The sequence below is a fragment of the Cryobacterium zongtaii genome, assembly GCF_002909375.1.
Taxonomy (GTDB): domain Bacteria; phylum Actinomycetota; class Actinomycetes; order Actinomycetales; family Microbacteriaceae; genus Cryobacterium; species Cryobacterium zongtaii.
In genome coordinates this window covers 84,258-103,423 of sequence record NZ_PPXD01000015.1, presented here as the reverse complement: position 1 = coordinate 103,423, position 19,166 = coordinate 84,258, and the positions used below count along the sequence as shown (strand labels likewise).

Here is a 19,166-nt window from a genome sequence, read left to right as displayed (position 1 = left end):
GAAGGGCCGGATGCCGCCCGACGGCGCTCTGATCAGTCGCCGGGGCGTGCCGTACTCGAGCGCACGATCAACTCGAACGGCATCGGAGTGTTCAGGGCCGCCTGGTCGTGCTGGCCCGGATGCAGCTGGTCCATCAGGATCTCCACGGCCTTGGCGCCCTGGCCCTGCGGGAACTGCGCGATGGTGCTCAGGCCGAAGAAGTCCGCCAGTTCGTGGTCGTCGATGCCGATCACCGAGACGTCCCGCGGCACGACCAGGCCCAGGTCCCGAGCGGCCAGGATGCTGCCGATCGCCATCTCGTCCGACGCGGCGAAGATCGCCGTCGGACGGTCGTGCGGGCTGCCCAGCAGCTGCTTCGCCGCCTGGTAGCCGCCACGGATGGTGAAGTCGGCCGGTTGGAACAGCTCGGGGGCCACGCCGATACCGGCGGCTTCCAGGGCAGCCTCGTAGCCGAAGCGCCGGTTGGTGGGCAGGTGGAAGTCGAGGTCGTAGTCCTTGGTGCCGCCGATGTGGGCGATCCGGGTGTGGCCGAGCGCGAGCAGGTGCTCGGTGGCGAGCCGGGCCACGGCCGCGTCGTCGATGGTGAGAGTGCGCACGCCCGTGATCGGGCCGCCGACGCCCACGAGCGGCTTGCCGAGCGCGTGCAGCCTGGCCACCTCGCTCTCGGTCAGTTCCAGCGAGATCGCGATCACGGCATCCACCCGCTGACGGAGCAGGAAGTGCTCGAAGACGCTGCGGCGCTCGTCGCCGCCGCCGGTGAGGTTGTAGAGCGTGAGGTCGTAGCCGTTGTGCAGCAGTTCCTTCTGAGCGCCCTCGACGACGCTGGAGAAGAACCACCGATTCAGGAACGGCACGACCACGCCGATGTTCTTCATGCGACCCGACGCCAGGCTGGACGCGTTCGACGACACCACGTAGCCCAGCTCCAGGGCCGCGGCCTTGACCTTGAGCCTGGTCGTGGGCGACACGTGGCCGTTGCCGCTCAGGGCGCGCGAAACCGTGGCGGTGGAGACGCCCGCGCGACGGGCGACCTCGTCGATTCCGACCATTCGGGTTCCTAACCGGCGTGCAAGAGGGGGTGTGAAGTGATCATATCCACCGGTTCGGCGCCCGGCCGCCCACCCTGATTTCGCACTTGGGCCCTTCGGCTTGTATTCTGTCTGAGCGTCTCCGGTCACGTGGCTACATATGGCCGGGTATGCACTGGCGAGTTACCCAAGCGGCCAAAGGGATCTGACTGTAAATCAGACGGCGTAGCCTTCGTGAGTTCGAATCTCGCACTCGCCACAGCAAGAATGGGGCAAGACCTGCACTACCAGCACCACCACAACGCGCCGGCCTCCGGCGCGTTTGTGCGTTAACCCGCCCGTTACCGCTCGGGCGTACCGTGGTCAGATGACCCCTTCCGCCACGGCCGAACTGCTCACCCTCGCCCAGGAGACCGCCATGGTCGCCGGAGAGCTCGCCCGGCACCGGCGGGCGGAAGGTGTGCAGATCGCCGCGTCGAAGTCGTCCCCGGAGGACGTGGTCACGCTCGCGGACCGGGAGACCGAGGCGCTCATCCGCGGCCTGCTCGCGGATGCGCGACCCGACGACGGCTTCTACGGCGAGGAGTCCACCGCCACCGCGGGCACCTCCGGACTGACCTGGGTCGTCGACCCCATCGACGGCACCGTCAACTACCTCTACGGCATCCCCTGTTACGCCGTGAGCATCGCCGTGGTCGAGGGCGACGCCGACCCGGCCAGCTGGAGCGCCCTGGCCGGCGCGGTGCGCAACCCGGCGATCGACGAACTGTTCTCCGCCCGCGCCGGCGATGGTGCGCACCTGAACGGGCGCGCGCTTCAGGTGACGAGCGGGGTGCCGTTGTCGTTGGCCCTGTTCGGTACCGGATTCTCCTACGACTCGGTCCGGCGAACCCGCCAGGCGAAGGTCCTGCACGGTCTGATCAGCCAGGTCCGTGACGTGCGGCGGATGGGCGCGGCCTCACTGGACCTGTGCTCGGTGGCCGCCGGCCGGCTGGACCTCTACTACGAGCGCGGATTGCACCCCTGGGATCACGCTGCCGGGGCCCTTGTCGCCAGGGAGGCCGGCGCCCGGGTGGGCGCGTTCGGCGCGGACCGTGAAGGCCTCAGCCTTCTCATCGCGGCCGCGCCCGATCTGTACGCCACCGCTGAGCCGCTACTCGCGAATCTTTTCGAGCAATTTATGGCTGACGACGACATTTGAGAATCGGGGTGCCGCTGACGGCTCCGCACCCGCTGGATGGCGGGGCAGACGCCCGATCCGCTATCACGCCGGGCCCTCCTTGCGCATCCTCCACAGGGAGGGATGCACCCCGTGTTCGGGTGTGATTTGCCGACATCAAATGGCCATCCGGCGCTCCGCAAGCTAGCCTTTATCTATTCGTTACTTTGGCTCACGTCAAAACGCGAGCCTCTAGCCCTGTCCAACGCGCCGAAAGTACCCGTCCTTTGTCACGTCACACCCCGTTGTCGGATGCCCCCGCAGCCGACTCCAGTGACCTCTCACAGAGCGACCTCGGCAGCACCGATTCGACCGAGCCGGCGCCCGCACCGCACCGCACGCTCACGCGTCGCGAACAGCGCGAGCTCGAGCGTCGCGCGGAGCTCGCCGCCGAACCGGCGCCGGTAACCGAGCCGGCACCCACCGAAACCGCCGACTTTGTTGCCGTCTCCGACGTGGAACCCCAGCCGGTCACCGAGCTGTCGCCCGCGGCGCACCTTCTGGTCGGTGCCGGACTGGCCGAACCTCACCTCGAGACCGTCGTTCTCAAGGAACGCGATCTGGCGCTGCCTGCCGAGCCGGCCTACGAGCAGATCCCGAGCGACGTTTCCCCGAACACCACGACGACGACGATCATCCTGCCGTCGCGCGCGGCCCTGCGTGCCCAGCTGCGCGCCGTGCAGGCGAGCGACGACCAGGCGCCGGCCGACGAGCCTGCTGCGGCGTCACAGGCCCGCACGGAGCCGAATGAGCCGGAGCACACGCTGCCCGCCTTCGTGCCTCGCACCAGGGCCGTGCCGTCCTCTGCCAAGCCCGGAGTGGCATCGGCACGCTCAGGACACCACCGCATGCGGATGCTGGCCACCAAGGGTGGTTCGATCATCGCGATGACCTTCGTCGCCCTGATGGCCGTCGCCACCTCGATCCCCGCCGACGCACTGCTGTCCTCCACCGACGTGCAGGCCGCGGCCCTCGAAGCCAAGAAGCCCACGAGCGGCACCGACCCCGCCCAGGTCATCAACCTGGCCAACGGCACAGACACCATCACCGTCGAGCAGGACAGCTACCAGTCGCAGTCCATCGCCGAGGTCGCGGCGGCGAGCGGCATCCGCATGGAAGACACGTTCAGCAACAACCCGAACGGAACCATCCAATGGCCGTTCGCGGTCGGCGTGCACGTGGGCGACCAGTTCGGCTACCGCAACTGCGCAGGCTGCTCGGTCAACCACGGCGGCCAGGACTTCAACCCCGGCCTCGGCGCCCCCACCCAGGCAATCGCCGACGGCGTGGTCAGCTTCACCGAGGACGGCGAGGGCAGCCTCGGCGTGCACATGATCATCGATCACATGATCGACGGCAAGCTGGTCTCCAGCGTCTACGCGCACATGATCCACGGCTCGATGCTGCTGAAGACCGGTGACGTCGTCAAGGTCGGCCAGGTCCTCGGCAAGGTCGGCTCCACGGGCATGTCGACGGGCCCGCACCTGCACTTCGAGATCCGCCTCGGCGGCATCAACGGTACCAAGACCGACCCGCTCGCCTGGCTCTACGCCAACACCAACTAGCTCGCGCTTCGCCTGATCTCGACAGGCTCGATCAACGGCGGTCTCGCGCCCCAAGCATCCCGCGAAAGCGGTCAGGTGGCTGCTTCGCGGGCGTCGAGGCGACCAGGAGCCCGCTTTCGCGAGGTCCGGGTCAGGCTTCTTTTGCGAGAAACGCCTCGAGCAGCGACCGGGGGAGCGGGAACGGTGCGACGCCGTCCGCCCCGTGCTGGGCCGGCCGTGCCTCTCGCGGCGTCACGGGCTCGGACGCTTCGCCCAACGACACGACCTGGTCGTGCAGGCGTTCCATGTCGATGTCGAGCCGGTTGGCCACGTCGGCGGCCTGCTTGAGCTCGCCGACCAGCGCGGTCGGCACCGCGCCGTCGTACTTGTAGAAGATCTTGTGCTCGAGACTCGCCCAGAAATCCATGGCCACGGTGCGGATCTGCACCTCGACGGTGACGGGCTGCACCCGGTCGGACATGAACACCGGGATCGCCGCGATCAGGTGCAGGCTCTTGTAGCCGTTGGGCTTGGGGTTCTTGATGTAGTCCTTGACCTGCAGCACGGTGATGTCCCGTTGACCGGTGAGCATCTCGAGCACCCTGTAGGTGTCCGAGATGAAGCTGCAGGTGATCCGGATGCCCGCGATGTCCTGGATGTTCTCGCGGATGCCCTCGAGGTCCAGCGGGTAACCCTTGCGGTTGGCCTTCTTGAGGATGCCCTCCGGCGACTTGAGCCGGTGGCTGACGTGCTCGATCGGGCTGTAGTCGTGGATCGCGCTGAATTCTTCCTTGAGGATGTTGACCTTGGTCATCATCTCGTCGGTCGCGAACTTGTACGACATCATGAACCGGGTGAGCTCGGTCCGGATTTCCCGGAGGTCACTGGGCCATTCGACAACCTGGTCAGTCACGAGCGCTCCCCAATCAACGGCGGCCCAGCGAACGCCGGTGGCCACCTCGAGTCTGCCATCCCCCGCATCGGTACTCGCTGGGAGCGAGCTGCGAGCGGGGGAGTGGCGACTACTCGGTGATGCGAGGTGGTCAGCCCTGCAGCCAGGCCGTGGTGTCACCCGGCAGCGTGCGCCCGGTGAGGGTGGCGCTGGAAAGCAGCACATCGCCGGCGGGCAGCTCGATGGGCTGGTCGCCGGTGTTGGCGACCACCACGACATTCCGGTTGCGGAATACGAGCACGTCCTCGCTGGGCGAGGGCAGCCATTCCACCGAGCCGAAGCCGAGCTCGTTCGCGCGGCGCAGGGCGAGGGCATCGGTGTAGAGCTCGAGGGTCGAGCCCTCCACACCGGCCTGCGCGTCGCGGGCCAGGGTGGCCCACTCGGCGGGCTGGGGCAGCCAGCTCTGGGCGCTCGGCCCGAAGCCGTACGACGGCGCGGCGCCTTCCCACGGGATGGGCACACGGCAGCCGTCGCGGCCGTAGCGCTCACCGTTGGTGCGGAACCAGGTGGGGTCCTCCCGCGACGAATCGGGCAGGTGGATGACCTCGGGCAGGCCGAGTTCTTCGCCCTGGTAGATGTAGCTCGACCCCGGCAGCGCGAGCATCAGGGCGGATGCGGCGCGGGCGCGACGCAGTCCGACCTCGGTGTCCGGCAGGCCGACGGTGTTCGGGCCGATGCCGTGACCCTGCAGGTTGTCGGCGGTGAGCGCGAGCCTGGACGCGTGCCGCACGACATCGTGGTTGGAGAGCACCCAGGTGCTCGGCGCGCCAACGGAGCTGAACGCGGCGAGCGAATCGTCGATCACGCGGCGGAGCGCGGGAGCCTGCCACGGGGTCTCCAGGTAGGCGAAGTTGAAGGCCTGGTGCATCTCATCCGGACGCACCCACTGCGCCACCCGCTCGAGCGGGTCGACCCAGGCCTCGGCGGCCAGGATCCGGTCACCGTCATACTCGTCGAGCACGATGCGCCAGTCGCGGTAGATGTCGTGCACGCCGTCCTGGGCCCAATACGGGGCTCCGGCGACGGGCTCCGCCACAACGCCGGGTTCGAGCGCGGTGGTCGCGCCGCCCATGCTGCCGCCGTCGACGGGCGGGGTGTAGTCGGGCAGGCCCTTGGCCTTGATCATGCCGTGGGCGACATCCACCCTGAATCCGTCGACGCCGCGGTCCAGCCAGAAGCGAAGCACATCCCGGAACTCGGCGCGCACCCACTCGTTGTCCCAGTCGAAGTCGGGCTGGGTGGTGTCGAAGAGGTGCAGGTACCACTGGCCGGGGGTGCCGTCCGGGTCGGTCGTGCGGGTCCAGGCGTTGCCGCCGAACACGGACTCCCAGTTGTTCGGCGGAAGCTCACCGTTCTCGCCCAGGCCGTCGCGGAAGATGTAGTGGCCGCGCTCTTCGCTGCCGGGGCCGGCGGCCAGTGCGGCCTGGAACCACGGGTGGTCGCTCGAGGAGTGATTCGGCACGATGTCGACGATCACCCGGATGCCCAGGTCGTGCGCGGCGGCCTGCATCTTGTCGTAGTCGGACAGCGTGCCGAACAGGGGATCGACATCGCAGTAGTCGGAGACGTCATAGCCGGCGTCGCGCTGCGGCGACGTGTAAAAGGGTGACAGCCAGATGGCGTCCACCCCCAATTCGGCGAGCTGCGGCAGCCTGGAGCGGATGCCGGCGAGGTCGCCCATGCCGTCGCCGTTCGCGTCAGCGAACGACCGTGGGTAGATCTGATAGATAACGGCGTTACGCCACCACTCTGTGCCTGTCATGACGGACAGACTACGGCATTTTGTGATGCGTGCAAGCGCTTCCACAAATGACGCTGGCGGATCTGGCATCAGAACTGTCGATAACCGCACACTGGGTTGCCAATCGAGGAAATGGCAGGTATACATGTAACCGCTTGCACAAAATGTCAATGTTGATTATGAAAGGCACACCAATGATGGTGAAGAAGAATGGCCTGCTGGCCGCCGGCGCAATTGCCGTCGCAGCGTCCCTGGCCCTGGCCGGCTGCTCGGCCGGTTCGAACTCGGGCGACGCCTCGTCGGAGGCCGACTCCAGCGCCCTGACAGTGTGGGTGGACGCCGACCGCGCCGCCGTGCTGAAGGACGCCGCCGCGGCCTTCACCAAGGAGTCCGGCGTCGAGGTCAAGCTGGTGCAGAAGGACTTCGCGAAGATCCAGGAAGAGTTCATCGCCCAGGTCCCCACCGGCAAGGGCCCGGACATCACCGTCGCCGCGCACGACTGGCTCGGTAACTTCGTCAGCAACGGCGTGGTGCAGCCCGTCGAGCTCGGCGACACCGCGGCCGACTACCAGCAGGTCGCCGTCACCGCCATGAGCTACGAGGGCACGACCTACGGCGTCCCGTACTCCATCGAGAACATCGCCCTGCTGCGCAACACCGCGCTGGCCCCCACCGCCCCGGCCACCTTCGACGAGATGACCGCCGCCGGCGTCGCCGCGGGAACCGAATTCCCCTACCTGGTGCAGGTCGGCCCCGAGGCCGACCCGTACCACCTGTACCCGTTCCAGACCTCCTTCGGGGCCCCGGTGTTCGGCACCAACGCCGACGGCAGCTACAACCCCGAGGACCTCACCGTCGGCAACGCCGGCGGAGAGGCCTTCGCGACCTGGCTCGCCGCCGAGGGTGCGGCAGGCCGCATGAGCGTGAACCTCACCGGCGACATCGCCAAGGAGAAGTTCTACGCCGGTGCCTCGCCGTTCCTGCTGACCGGACCGTGGAACGTGCCGGACGCCCAGGCTGCCGGCATCGACGTGTCCGTTGACGCCGTGCCGTCGGCCGGCGGCCAGGCTGCCCAGCCCTTCGTGGGCGTGGCGGGCTTCATGGTGAGCGCCAAGACCAAGAACGCCATCGCGGCGAACGAGTTCCTGGTGAACTACATCGGCAGCGAAGACGTGCAGACCGCGCTCTACGAGGTCGGTGGACGTCCGCCGGCACTGACCGCCGCGTTCGAGGCCGCCAGTTCCGACCCGATCACCGCCGGATTCGGCGCCGTCGGCGCCACCGCCGTGCCGATGCCCAACATCCCGCAGATGGGCAAGGTCTGGCAGTTCTGGGGCGTCACCGAGGCTGCGATCATCAGCAACCAGGGTGACCCGGTCCAGCTGTGGCAGAAGATGACCGCGGACATCGCGGCCGCCATCGAATAACCAGCATTACCGAGTGCGCCCGGCCCCACCGGGTCGGGCGCACCGCACCATCCGCACGCAGCACCCGCACGATCACCGCCTGGCGGCTAGAGAGCAGACAATGATGACTACCCCCGGAACCGAGCGCGATCGGGCCCAGATCGTCGCCGCCAAGAAATCCCGGCAGGCGGGCCGCATCGCCGAAGCCGCATCCGCTGGCATCAAGGTGCTGCTGGTCAAGGTGCTGCTGCTCGGCATCGTCGACGCGATCAGCGTCTACGCGCTCTTCGTGCTCTTCATCAAGCAGGACTGGCTGGTCTTCAGCCTCGTGCTGCTGGTCACCATCGTCGTCAACGGGATCTACTTCCGCGCCAAGGGCCTCCCGGCCAAATACCTCACGCCGGGTCTGATCTTCCTGATCATCTTCCAGATCTTCGTCATCGGCTACTCCGGCTACATCGCCTTCACCAACTACGGCACGGGCCACAACAGCACCAAAGAAGACGCGGTCAACTCGCTGATCCTCTCCTCGCAGGAACGCGTGCCGGACTCGCCCAGCTACGCCGTCACCGTGCTCGAACAGGCCGGCGCCTACAGCTTCCTGGTCACCGACCCCGACGGCGAGATCAGCGTCGGCAGCCCGGACGCGCCGCTTGAGCGCGTCTCGGATGCCGAGACGGATGCCTCCGGCCAGGCCATCGCCCTGCCCGGCTACACCACGCTGAACTTCTCCGACATCGTGAACAACCAGGAGGCCATCGCCGCTCTGGCGGTCCCCGTCTCCGACGACCCCAACGACGGCAGCCTGCGCACTCCGGACGGCTCCGCCGCCTACCTCTACCTCTCCGACCTCGTCTACGACGAGGCGGCCGGCACCATGACCGACGCCAGCACCGGTGTCGTCTACACCGAAGACCCCTCCCAGGGCTCGTTCATCGCCGAAGACGGCGCCGACCTGCAGCCCGGCTGGAAGGTGGAAGTGGGCCTGGCCAACTTCGCCAAGGCATTCGGCACCGACTCCATCCGCGGTCCGCTGATCAGCGTGACCCTGTGGACCTTCGCCTTCGCGTTCCTGTCGGTGGCCACCACCTTCGCCCTCGGCCTGTTCCTGGCGATCGTGTTCAACGACCTGCGGATGCGCGGCCGCAACGTCTACCGCGTCGTCATGATCCTGCCCTACGCCTTCCCCGCCTTCCTCTCGGCACTGGTCTGGGCCGGCATGCTCAACCCGCAGTTCGGCTTCATCAACCAGGTCCTGATCGGCGGGGCGGAGATTCCCTGGCTCACCAACGAGTGGCTGGCGAAGTTCAGCATCATCTTCGTGAACCTCTGGCTGGGCTTCCCCTACATGTTCCTGGTCTGCACCGGAGCACTGCAATCCATCCCCGACGAACTGCAGGAAGCGGCGACCGTCGACGGCGCCAAGCCCTGGCAGGTGTTCAGGCTGATCAAGCTGCCGCTGCTGCTCGTCTCGGTCTCCCCGTTGTTGATCGCCTCGTTCGCGTTCAACTTCAACAACTTCAACCTCATCTACATGCTCACCAACGGTGGGCCGCGAGACGTGACAGCGGGGGTGAACGTCGGAGCCACCGACATCCTCATCTCGATGGTCTACAAGGTTGCGTTCGTCGGCGCCAACCGGGACTACGGACTCGCGAGCGCCTTCTCGATCCTGATCTTCGTGCTCGTCGCCCTCGTGTCGATCATCAGCTTCAAACAGACCAAGGCGCTAGAGGAGTTGAACTGAGATGACCATCGCCCCGAACATCGCAGCCCCGGACAACCAGGAATACATCCCCGTCAAGCAGCCCTTCAACTTCGGCCGGTGGTTCCGCGCCACCGGCTGGCGCCACCTGGTCGGCGCTGTCATGGTGGTCTTCTCCGCCTTCCCGCTGCTCTACGTGCTCTCCGCGTCGCTGCACCCCGGCGGCACCCTGATCACCGCAAACGGTCTGTTCAGCGAGGTGGACCTGGGCAGTTACGTCACCCTGTTCAACCTGCCGCAGCAGCCGTACGCGGCCTGGTACGGCAACACCCTGCTGATCGGCGGCATCACCTCCGCCGGCACCGTGTTCCTCGGCGCGCTGGCCGCATACTCGTTCTCGCGGATGCGTTTCACCGGCCGCCGGGCGGGCCTGCTGATGCTGGTGCTCGTGCAGATGTTCCCGCAGCTGCTCGCCGTGGTGGCAATCTTCCTGCTGCTCAACGGCATCTCCGACATCTTCCCGGCCATCGGCCTGGACACCCAGATCGGCCTGATCATGGTGTACCTCGGCGGCGCGCTCGGCGTGAACACGTACCTGATGTACGGGTTCTTCAACACGATCCCGGCCTCCATCGACGAGGCCGCCAAGCTCGACGGCGCCGGCCACGCCCGGATCTTCTTCACGATCATCCTGCGCCTGGTCGCGCCCATCCTCGCCGTGGTCGGACTGCTGTCGTTCGTGGGCACCACCAACGAGTTCGTGATCGCCAGCATCGTGCTGATCACGCCCGAGAAGCAGACCCTCGCGGTGGGCCTCTACCAGTTCGTCTCGCAGGAGTTCTCGAGCAACTACTCGGTCTTCGCGGCCGGCGCGGTGCTCGCGGCCCTGCCCGTGATGGCGCTGTTCCTCTGGTTGCAGAAGTACATCGTCGGCGGCCTGACGGCCGGATCGGTCAAGTAACCGCCGGATGCTCCCGCACCAGCCGCACCAGCCGCTCCCGCACCACCTGCTCCCGCACAGCCCCAAGCCGCTCTTCGCCCTTCCGCACCATGATGGCTCGCCGCTCTACGTCTCAACCCAGGCGCCGGCCCTCGGCGACACCGTCACCGTGCGGCTGCGCATCCCGACCGCCTTCGGGGACGTGGCGACGGTGCGTACCCGGGCCAACCCCGACCGGGAACCGCGCTTCGAGGACGCCCGGCGGCTCGGGGGCGCCGGCGCGCCGGACCACGGCTACGTCTGGTGGGCCGCCGAGCTGCGGGTGGAGAACCCAGTGCACGGCTACAGGTTCCTGCTCGGCATGGCCGACGGCGGCCACTGGTGGCTGAACGCGAGCGGTCTGCACGACATCGAGACCCTCGACTCCGAAGACTTCAAGCTCGTCGCCCACCCGGCCCCGCCGGCCTGGGCGGCGACCAGCGTCATGTACCAGGTCTTCCCCGACAGGTTCGCCCGCTCCGCCGCCGCCGCCCTCCGCGACGCACCGGACTGGGCGATCCCCGCCGAGTGGGACGACGCCGTCGACCAGCTCCCGCCGGGCCGCTCGCACCAGTTCTACGGCGGCGACCTCGACGGCATCATCGAGCACCTCGACCACCTCGAACGCCTCGGCGTGACCCTGATCTACCTCACCCCGGTGTTCCCCGGCCGCTCCAACCACCGCTATGACGCGGCCAGCTTCACCGAGGTCGACCCGCAGCTGGGCGGCGACGCGGCCCTGATCCGGCTCGTCGAAGCCGCGCACGCCCGCGGGTTGCGGGTGATCGGCGACCTCACCGCCAACCACTCCGGCCACGGCCACGAGTGGTTCCAGGCCGCGCACCACACCCCGGCGGCTCCGGAGAGCGCCTTCTACTACTGGCTCGACCCCGAGCAGCGCGACTACCAGTCCTGGCTGGGGGTGCCAGAGCTGCCCAAGTTCAACTGGGCCTCCACCGAGCTCCGCCGTCGGTTCATCGACGGACCCGACTCGGTGGTGGCCAAATGGCTCAAGCCGCCATTCCATCTGGACGGCTGGCGCATCGACGTAGCGAACATGACCGGCCGACTCGGCGACGAAGACCTCAACGCCGAGGTACGCCAGGCCATCCGCCGCACCATGATCGAGGTGAACCCCGACACAATCTTGCTGGGCGAATTCACCAACGACGCCTCCGTCGACTTCCAGGGCGACGCTTGGCACGGCGCCATGACCTACGCCAGCTTCACCCGGCCGCTGTGGTCGTGGCTGTGCCGGCCCGACCAGGTGCCGTCCTTCTTCGGGCTGCCGCTGGGCAGCATCCCGGCGCACACCGGCGAGCAGTTCCACCGGGCGCATACCCGCTTCGCTGCCGGGTTCCCGTGGCGCACCCGGCTGGCCACCATGAACGCCCTCGACACCCACGACACGGCCAGGTTCCGCACCCACGCCGACGCCGACGCAGTGCCGGTGGCCCTAGGCCTCTCGGTGACCCTGCCGGGCATCCCGGTGGTCTTTGCCGGCGATGAATTCGGCCTGACCGGCGTCGACGGCGAACATTCCCGCACCCCGATGCCGTGGTCCAGTGCGGCCGAGCCGCCCGTCGCCGCGACCATCGATCTGTACGCGTCCCTGATCGGCCTGCGCCGTGCCCACGAGGCACTCAGCACCGGCGGACTGCGCTGGCTGCACGTGGGCGACGACGCGCTCGTGTACGTGCGGGAGACCGGGCACGAGTCGGTGTTGCTGCTGGCCACCCGGGCCGCAGCAGAGGTGACCCTGCCGGACTGGGTGCTGCCGGTCGGCGGCCGTGTCGGCGAGCTGCCGCCCGAGGCCGGAACGGCTGTCTGCACGGTCTCCGACACCGGGGTCCGACTGGTCGCCACGGGCGCATCCTTCACGGCCTGGGTGCTGCCCGGCGTCACAATTGCACCGGATGGCCCCGCTGTGTCACCGAGGGGTCTCGCGAGGTGATAATGTTTACCGGTTGCCAAAAGCACGGTTCAGCTTCAGATGTTTGAGGTTTTGCCCCCTTAGCTCATTGGTAGAGCACTTCCTTGGTAAGGAAGAGGTAGTGGGTCCGATTCCCACAGGGGGCTCAGGCTTGAGAGCTAGGCTCTGAAGGTCTAAGGCGGGGTAGCTCAGTTGGTTAGAGCACACGGCTCATAATCGTGGTGTCGCGGGTTCAATTCCCGCTCCCGCTACACATAAAGGCCCTTTGACCAGGAATTTGTCCGGTCACGGGGCCTTTCTTCTTTTCGCGCATTCTCGCAGCAGCAGCCAGGGCGCCCGCCACAGAACCCGCGATCCGCAGGCGTTTCGTCCGGTACCACGGCGGATCCCAGGCGGGCGCTGCCTTACGCGGCAGGTACCTTCAGCGGGACCTTGGAGACGGCAAGTGAGCTGTCCATGATGACGCGCACGAGCGCCTGGAGGTCGAGGCCGGCGCCTGTGGCCATCTCGAGCAGCTGCTGGATAGCGACACCGTACGATGCCGGCCAGAGCTGCGGGTCGGGAGCATAGCGTCGCAGCGAGCCGCTGACGTTGGCCCACAGTGCGTCGGCGTACTCGAGAGGCGTCGAGCCGACCCCTGTGCCGGGAGCGAAACGCGGTACCCCGAAGGCCGGCCCACCCAACGACCGCGCGCTGTGCGCGAAGAACTCGTGAGCATCGGGGATCGGCTCTCCCACGCTCTGCAGGTAGCCCGCGATGAGCGCGAATACCGAGTACGGGCCCTCGGCGAGCTGCCAGTTTATTGCGTCGCCGGCGAGGTAGGTGCCGCCGTCTTTGGTGCCGATTGTGTTGAGGGTCAGCCTGTTGAGCGTCGGATCGTTACCCGCCTGCCCGGAAAGGCCGGCGAGTAGGCATGCGCGTCCGGCGAGGCCGCCGAGAATTGTCGCGACGACCTCGACCTGCACCCCGCGCTCGTCTTTGACCATGGTGAGGATGTTCTGAAAGATCTCCTGGCCCGCGATCTGCGCACCGAGTCGCGGCTTCTCGGCGAGCTGCGATTGCACCTGGCGCATGAGCGCCTGGGTGCCGGGGCTTTCGAGTGGCTCTGCGGGCTGTTCCCGTGGGGGTGGCTTGCGTCGTCCGAACATGCTGCTCACGCTACTGACGCGCGCGCGTCGGGTCAGGTCCCACTCCGAGGGGCTCCGACGGCCCGGGCCGGTGGCAACGGCTCGACTCGAGGGGATGCCGGAGCTCCACGTCGGCCACCGCGGGTTTCACACTCGGCGCCCCTCATGGACCGCCCCGAGCCACTCGGCGCGGGGCGTCAGCGGTACGGAGGCAGGTCGGTCGGCGGCGGTCGTTATGTCCACGCGGCGGCCCTCCGACGCCGCGCGTTGCAGGGACTCCATGACGTCGAGCACGTGCAGGGCGAGTCCTCCGTTGGCGCGCGCCGCAGTACGGCGGGGCGCCCGGATCTGGTCGACAAGACCGATTCCGCGTGTGCCGTCGACGTAGCCGGCCAGCGGGTCGAGCGGGTGGAAACTGCCATCATTCGCCCGGCGGAGGCCGGTGGGCGCGTCGAAGGTATCGGGGTCGCCCACGGCCAGGGTGCCCTCGGTGCCGTATACCTCGAGCGGTGACCTCACGGTGGCCGCAGCGTCGAAACTCATCGTGATGGTCGAGAGTGCACCGCTGTCGTGTTCCAGCACTCCGGTGACGTGAGTGTCGACGAGGACCGGGATGCACGTGTCCGGCGCGGACCCGACCCTGACCCCAGCGTGGGTCGCGGCCGCGAGGATGCTGCGGCCCTCGGCCAGGGTCACCGCGAGCGGCTTCTCGCCGTAGACCTGCTTGCCCTGGGCGATGGCGCCTAGCGCGATCTCGGCGTGGGAGGCCGGGGTGGTGAGGTTGAGCACGGTGTCGACCTCGTCGGCGGCCAGCAGCTCGGCGAGGGTCATGACGCGGGCAGACGGCAGCCCGTCCGCCACCGAGCGGGCGCGCGCGGCATCCAGATCGGCGACGGCCGTGATCACCACGGCATCACTGGCCGCCAGTGTCTGGAGGTAGGCCGCCGAGGTGACGCCGAGGCCCGCGATGCCCAGACGGTGCGGTGTCACGTCTCCGCCGGTGCGCGACTGGCCCACGGCGTTCCCCTTTTGCTGAGGCGAGGCCCCCGATGACCGGATGCGCCGACTGTGCTCTCGCGCATCGTGACGCACCGCACGAGCCAGGCGAAAGCTCAGATCTGGGGCGGCGCCGTCGTCGCCCGGCGCACGAGCCCGGTCGGCAGCCGGATGTGGTTCTGCGGCAGAATCTCGCCGTTCAGCAGCGAGACGAGCATCCCGGCCGCGGTGGCGCCGAGTTTCTTCATCGGCTGACGGATGGTGGTCAACGCCGGGTTCATCTGGGAGGCCTCTGGAATGTCGTCGAAACCGATCACCGACAGGTCGCGCGGCACGTCGAGTCCAAGCTCCGCGGCGACCTGGATGATCGCGATCGCCGAGAGATCGTTCGCAGCGAACACCGCCGTCGGGCGGTCCGTCATCGACAGCAGCGACGCGGCGGGCGCCTTGGCCGTCTCCCGCTTGTACAACCCGACCCGAACCAGGGCGGGGTTGAACTGGATGCCCGCATCCGCGAGGGCCTGCCGGTAACCGGCCTCGCGGAGGGTGGCGCTGCGCAGGTCGGGTCGGCCGGCCAGGAAGCCGATCCGGCGATGGCCGAGCTCGATCAGGTAACGGGTGGCCTGCAGGGCACCGCCGAAGCTGTCCGACTCCACTGTGGGGAGGTCGGCCCGGCCGGTGTGCGGGTCGATCGCCACCACGGGGATTTCCGCTGAGGTGGTGTCGACGGTGGGCGTGACCATGATGGCCCCGTCGATCAGCGTCCCGCTGAGCCGGCTCAGGGAGCGCCGTTCCCAGCCGTTGGTCTCCCGTTGCCTGGAGCCGCTGTAGGCGAGCAGGTCGTAGCGGGAATCCGCCAGGGCCACGCCGACGCCCTTCAGGATCTCGGCGCTGAACGGCTCGAAGTCGGCGACAAGGATGCCGATGACGCTGGTGCGGCGGGAACGCATGCTGCTGGCCACGAGGCTGGACTCATAGCCCAGCTGCTGCACCACATCGAGCACCCTGGCGGTGGTCGCGGCCGAGATACCGTACCGCCCGTTCACGGCCTTGGAGACCGTCGCCACCGAAACGCCGGCCGCTGCGGCGACATCGTGGATCGTGGCACGGGGAGTCATGGGTTCAGCATAGGGCGATTTGGAAAATGATTTCGAAAACGTTTGACACCCTATTTTTCCGCTGTGACACTGAGGCCATCCGGAACCTACAGGGCAGCCCTGTCGGAGTCCGAACCGAACAGCAGCCCGTCAGGGCGCGGCTTCACACCAAGACCATCGACCACCGATGGTGTCCCTCAATGAAGAGAAAAGGTTGAACCAATGAAGGTGAACCACACCACCACGGCGAAGAGGATCTTCGCGGGAACGATGGTCCTGGGCCTCAGCGCCCTGGGCCTCACCGCCTGCAGCGCCGATTCGAACGAAGGGTCTTCGGGCGGCGACGTCACGATGAGCCTCTGGCAGAACTCCACCACCGGCCCCGGCCAGGAATTCTGGGACAAGACCGTCGCCGACTTCGAGGCCGACAACCCCGGCGTCACCATCGACGTGCAGGCGATCCAGAATGAAGACCTGGACGGCAAGCTGCAGACCGCGCTGAACTCCGGCGACGCACCCGACATCTTCCTGCAGCGCGGTGGCGGCAAGATGGCCGCCATGGTCGCGGCCGGCCAGCTGATGGACATCACCGATGGCATCTCCGACCAGGTGCATGAGGAGATCCCCGACGGCTCGTTCATCGCGAACAGCCTCGAAGACAAGGTATACGCGATGCCGGTCGCCGTGCTCCCCGGCGGCATCTTCTACAGCCAGGACCTCTTCGACGCCGCGGGTATCACCGAAGCGCCGGCCACGATCACCGACCTCGAAACCGCGGTCGAAAAGCTCAAGACCACCGGGGTCGCCCCGATCGCACTCGGCGCCAAGGACGCCTGGCCCGCCGCGCACTGGTTCTACTTCTTCGCGCTGCGCGAATGCAGCCCCGATGTCCTGGCCGAGGCCGCAGACACCAAGGACTTCTCGGATGACTGCTGGATCAAGGCCGGTGAAGACCTCGAGAGCTTCGCCGCCACCGAGCCCTACAACCAGGGCTTCCTGACCACCGCCGCCCAGCAGGGCGCCGGCAGCTCCGCCGGCCTCCTGGCGAACCACCAGGCAGCGATGGAACTCATGGGCGCCTGGAACCCCGGCGTGATCGCATCGCTGACCCCGGATGAGAAGCCGCTGGCCGACCTGTCCTGGTTCGCGTTCCCCGAGGTTGACGGCGGCGAGGGCGAGCCCGGCTCGATCCTCGGTGGCGTGGACGGCTACTCCTGCTCGGTCGACGCTCCCGCTGAGTGCCTCGACTTCCTCAACTACATCGGCAGCGCCGATGTGCAGAAGGAGTACTACGCGGCATTCAACGCCCCGCCGGTGAACACCGTGGCGCAGGAAGCCGTCACCGAGCCCTACCTGCAGGAGATCATCGCGGCCTACAACGCGGCCCCGTACGTCTCGCAGTGGCTTGACACCGTCTACGGCCAGAACGTCGGAAACGCGCTGAACGTCGGCGTTGTCGACCTGCTGGCGGGCAAGGGCAGCCCGGAGCAGCTGATCCAGGCTGTGAACGACGCGGCCAAGAAGGCCTAGGCACCACTCATGTCAGTTCGCGAGAACACTCCGACGCGATTAGAGGTGGATCTCGCGAGCGGTGGGGCCACGGGCACCACGCCCGTGGCCCCGCCCGTGCGGCGCCGCCGCAGCAGTTCGGTCGGGGCCAGGGTCGAGATCGCGGTCCTCGTCGGTCCCGCTCTCATCGTCTTCCTCGGCTTCGTGATCTTCCCCGTCGTTATGGCGGCGTACTACGGCTTCTTCAGCTGGCAGGGCTACGGCCCGCCGACCGACTTCGTCGGGTTCCGCAACTACGTCACGATCCTCCAGGACCCCACGTTCCAGGAAGCCCTCACCCACAACGGCGTCATCGTCGTTCTCTCCCTCGTGCTCCAGGGGCCGGTCGCGATCCTCCTCGCGCTGCTTCTCAACCGCAAACTCCGCGGGCAGTCCCTCATCCGGGTGCTGATCTTCGTGCCGTACGTGATCTCCGAGGTTGTCGTCGGCACCGGCTGGAGCCTGATGCTGCAGTCCAACGGCGCGGTCAACGGCATGCTGGAGAAGCTCGGGTTGGGCGCTTTCACCCAGGATTGGCTGTCGAACCCTGACATCGCCATCTGGACCCTCATGGTGATCATCACCTGGAAGTACGTCGGCTTCGCCGTCATCCTCTTCCTCGCCGGTCTGCAGGGCATTCCGGAGGAACTGCCGGAGGCCGCGGCCATCGACGGTGCCTCGTTCTGGCAGATCCAACGGCACATCACCCTGCCGCTGCTCGCTCCCACCCTGCGTATTTGGGCGTTCCTGTCGATCATCGGCGCCCTGCAGCTCTTCGACCTCGTGTACATCATCTGGGGTCAGTACATCGCGTCAACCGCGGGCACGTCGACCATGGCGACGTACCTCGTCGCCAACGGCCGGAACGCCGGCAACTACGGATACGGAAACGCCGTCGCCGTCGTGCTCTTCCTGATCTCCCTCGTCGTCGCGCTGATCTATCAGCGCTTCGTGCTGAGTCGGGACACCGAAGGCGCAATCACCGAGAAGGGGACGAGCAAATGACCGCGCTCACGACGCCCGCTGTGGCGCTGCCGCCGGCCAACCCGCCGGCCCCGATCAAGACGAGCCGGCGCTGGGGCACTCCCGTCGCCTACGTCGTCGCGGTGTTGGTGATCGGCCTGATGCTCGCCCCGGTGCTGTTCATCATCATCGGCGGGTTCCGCACCAACGCCCAGATCACCACAGACCCGTCCGGCTGGCCGAGCGTCTGGAACATCGGCAACTACCTCGACGTGTTGACCGGTGGCACGTTCTGGCGGCTGGTGGGCAACTCCCTGATCGCCGGGTTCGCCACCACTCTCGGCGTCGTGGTGCTCGGCCTGATGGCCAGCTACGTGCTGGCCCGGTACAAGTTCCGCGGCCGGGGCATCCTCTACGCCACCTTCGCGGCCGGTCTGATGTTCCCCATGACGGTGGCCATCACCCCGCTGTACCTGGTGGTGAAGAACCTGGGCCTGATGAACTCGCTCGGCGGCGTCATCCTGCCGCAGATCGCGTTCGCGTTGCCGACGACCATCATCATCCTGGTGCCGTTCCTCCGGGCCATCCCCGATGAGATCCAGGAGGCCGCGTTCATCGACGGCTGCAGCCGGCTCGGCTTCTTCTGGCGGATGATCGTGCCGCTGGCCATGCCCGGCGTCATCACCGTGGGAATCCTGGCGTTCATCGCCAGCTGGAACAGCTACCTGCTGCCCCTGTTCATCCTGAACAACGACGCCGTGTTCACCCTGCCGCTGGGTGTGCAATCGTTCGCGTCGCAGTACTCGGTGGATACCGCAAAGGTGTTGGCCTTCACCTCGCTGTCCATGATTCCGGCGCTGGTGTTCTTCGCCCTGTTCGAACGCCGCATCGTCGGCGGGCTGACCGGCGCGGTCAAGGGTTGATCGGC

Annotated in this window: 15 protein-coding genes and 3 tRNA genes; 12 read left to right on the top strand and 6 right to left on the bottom strand. The window is 67.5% G+C overall.

Annotated features, from left to right (window positions below; all coding sequences use genetic code 11):
• Positions 1 to 32 precede the first annotated feature (32 nt).
• Positions 33 to 1,049, bottom strand: coding sequence for a LacI family DNA-binding transcriptional regulator (locus C3B61_RS10565; RefSeq protein WP_088454987.1), 1,017 nt, complete (start codon positions 1,047 to 1,049; stop codon positions 33 to 35).
• A gap of 156 nt (positions 1,050 to 1,205) precedes the next feature.
• Between C3B61_RS10565 and C3B61_RS10560 the strand changes: the two genes are divergently transcribed.
• The 3 genes from C3B61_RS10560 (at position 1,206) to C3B61_RS10550 (ending at position 3,812) form a co-directional block, all read left to right on the top strand.
• A tRNA-Tyr gene (locus C3B61_RS10560) sits at positions 1,206 to 1,287 on the top strand.
• Positions 1,288 to 1,395: 108 nt separating this feature from the next.
• Positions 1,396 to 2,229, top strand: a complete 834-nt coding sequence (locus tag C3B61_RS10555) for an inositol monophosphatase family protein (RefSeq protein WP_103460557.1) — start codon at positions 1,396 to 1,398, stop codon at positions 2,227 to 2,229.
• 245 nt (positions 2,230 to 2,474) lie between these two features.
• Entirely contained in the window at positions 2,475 to 3,812 is a 1,338-nt protein-coding gene (locus C3B61_RS10550) for a M23 family metallopeptidase (RefSeq protein WP_133160278.1), read from the top strand.
• A gap of 130 nt (positions 3,813 to 3,942) precedes the next feature.
• Here the strand turns inward: C3B61_RS10550 and C3B61_RS10545 are convergent, their stop codons facing one another.
• A complete protein-coding gene (locus tag C3B61_RS10545; protein ID WP_240632336.1) occupies positions 3,943 to 4,704 on the bottom strand; it encodes a GTP pyrophosphokinase in 762 nt (253 codons plus the stop codon).
• A gap of 130 nt (positions 4,705 to 4,834) precedes the next feature.
• A complete protein-coding gene (locus C3B61_RS10540; protein WP_103460555.1) occupies positions 4,835 to 6,505 on the bottom strand; it encodes a glycoside hydrolase family 13 protein in 1,671 nt (556 codons plus the stop codon).
• A gap of 173 nt (positions 6,506 to 6,678) precedes the next feature.
• Between C3B61_RS10540 and C3B61_RS10535 the strand changes: the two genes are divergently transcribed.
• The 6 genes from C3B61_RS10535 (at position 6,679) to C3B61_RS10510 (ending at position 12,758) form a co-directional block, all read left to right on the top strand.
• Complete coding sequence (locus C3B61_RS10535; protein ID WP_103429513.1) at positions 6,679 to 7,911, top strand: sugar ABC transporter substrate-binding protein; 1,233 nt, start codon at positions 6,679 to 6,681, stop codon at positions 7,909 to 7,911.
• A gap of 100 nt (positions 7,912 to 8,011) precedes the next feature.
• Complete coding sequence (locus C3B61_RS10530; protein WP_103460554.1) at positions 8,012 to 9,637, top strand: ABC transporter permease subunit; 1,626 nt, start codon at positions 8,012 to 8,014, stop codon at positions 9,635 to 9,637.
• 1 nt (position 9,638) lies between these two features.
• The gene (locus C3B61_RS10525) at positions 9,639 to 10,556 is read left to right on the top strand and encodes a sugar ABC transporter permease (RefSeq protein WP_088454992.1); all 918 of its coding nucleotides are present in this window, start codon (positions 9,639 to 9,641) and stop codon (positions 10,554 to 10,556) included.
• Positions 10,557 to 10,563: 7 nt separating this feature from the next.
• Positions 10,564 to 12,528, top strand: a complete 1,965-nt coding sequence (locus C3B61_RS10520; RefSeq protein WP_103460553.1) for a glycoside hydrolase family 13 protein — start codon at positions 10,564 to 10,566, stop codon at positions 12,526 to 12,528.
• Positions 12,529 to 12,581: 53 nt separating this feature from the next.
• Positions 12,582 to 12,653 (top strand) — tRNA-Thr (locus C3B61_RS10515).
• A gap of 31 nt (positions 12,654 to 12,684) precedes the next feature.
• Positions 12,685 to 12,758 (top strand) — tRNA-Met (locus tag C3B61_RS10510).
• 153 nt (positions 12,759 to 12,911) lie between these two features.
• On the opposite strand, the gene C3B61_RS10505 is transcribed toward C3B61_RS10510, so the two are convergent.
• The 3 genes from C3B61_RS10505 to C3B61_RS10495 form a co-directional block, all read right to left on the bottom strand.
• Positions 12,912 to 13,655: a hypothetical protein gene (locus C3B61_RS10505; protein ID WP_133160277.1), complete on the bottom strand. Its 744-nt coding sequence runs from the start codon at positions 13,653 to 13,655 to the stop codon at positions 12,912 to 12,914.
• A 126-nt stretch (positions 13,656 to 13,781) separates the two neighbouring features.
• Entirely contained in the window at positions 13,782 to 14,651 is an 870-nt protein-coding gene (locus tag C3B61_RS10500; protein ID WP_103460551.1) for a Gfo/Idh/MocA family protein, read from the bottom strand.
• A gap of 95 nt (positions 14,652 to 14,746) precedes the next feature.
• Positions 14,747 to 15,748: a LacI family DNA-binding transcriptional regulator gene (locus C3B61_RS10495; protein ID WP_103460550.1), complete on the bottom strand. Its 1,002-nt coding sequence runs from the start codon at positions 15,746 to 15,748 to the stop codon at positions 14,747 to 14,749.
• Positions 15,749 to 15,997: 249 nt separating this feature from the next.
• Here C3B61_RS10495 and C3B61_RS10490 point away from each other — a divergent pair, with 249 nt between their 5' ends.
• The 3 genes from C3B61_RS10490 to C3B61_RS10480 are packed head-to-tail and all read left to right on the top strand — an operon-like array spanning position 15,998 to position 19,161.
• On the top strand, positions 15,998 to 17,257 hold the full coding sequence (locus C3B61_RS10490; protein ID WP_165791151.1) for an extracellular solute-binding protein: 1,260 nt from the start codon (positions 15,998 to 16,000) through the stop codon (positions 17,255 to 17,257).
• 9 nt (positions 17,258 to 17,266) lie between these two features.
• The gene (locus C3B61_RS10485; RefSeq protein ID WP_088454997.1) at positions 17,267 to 18,280 is read left to right on the top strand and encodes a carbohydrate ABC transporter permease; all 1,014 of its coding nucleotides are present in this window, start codon (positions 17,267 to 17,269) and stop codon (positions 18,278 to 18,280) included.
• Positions 18,277 to 19,161 (top strand): carbohydrate ABC transporter permease, encoded by an 885-nt coding sequence (locus tag C3B61_RS10480; protein ID WP_088454998.1) that lies wholly within the window; start codon positions 18,277 to 18,279, stop codon positions 19,159 to 19,161. Before C3B61_RS10485 ends, C3B61_RS10480 begins: the two co-directional genes overlap by 4 nt.
• Positions 19,162 to 19,166: the final 5 nt, after the last annotated feature.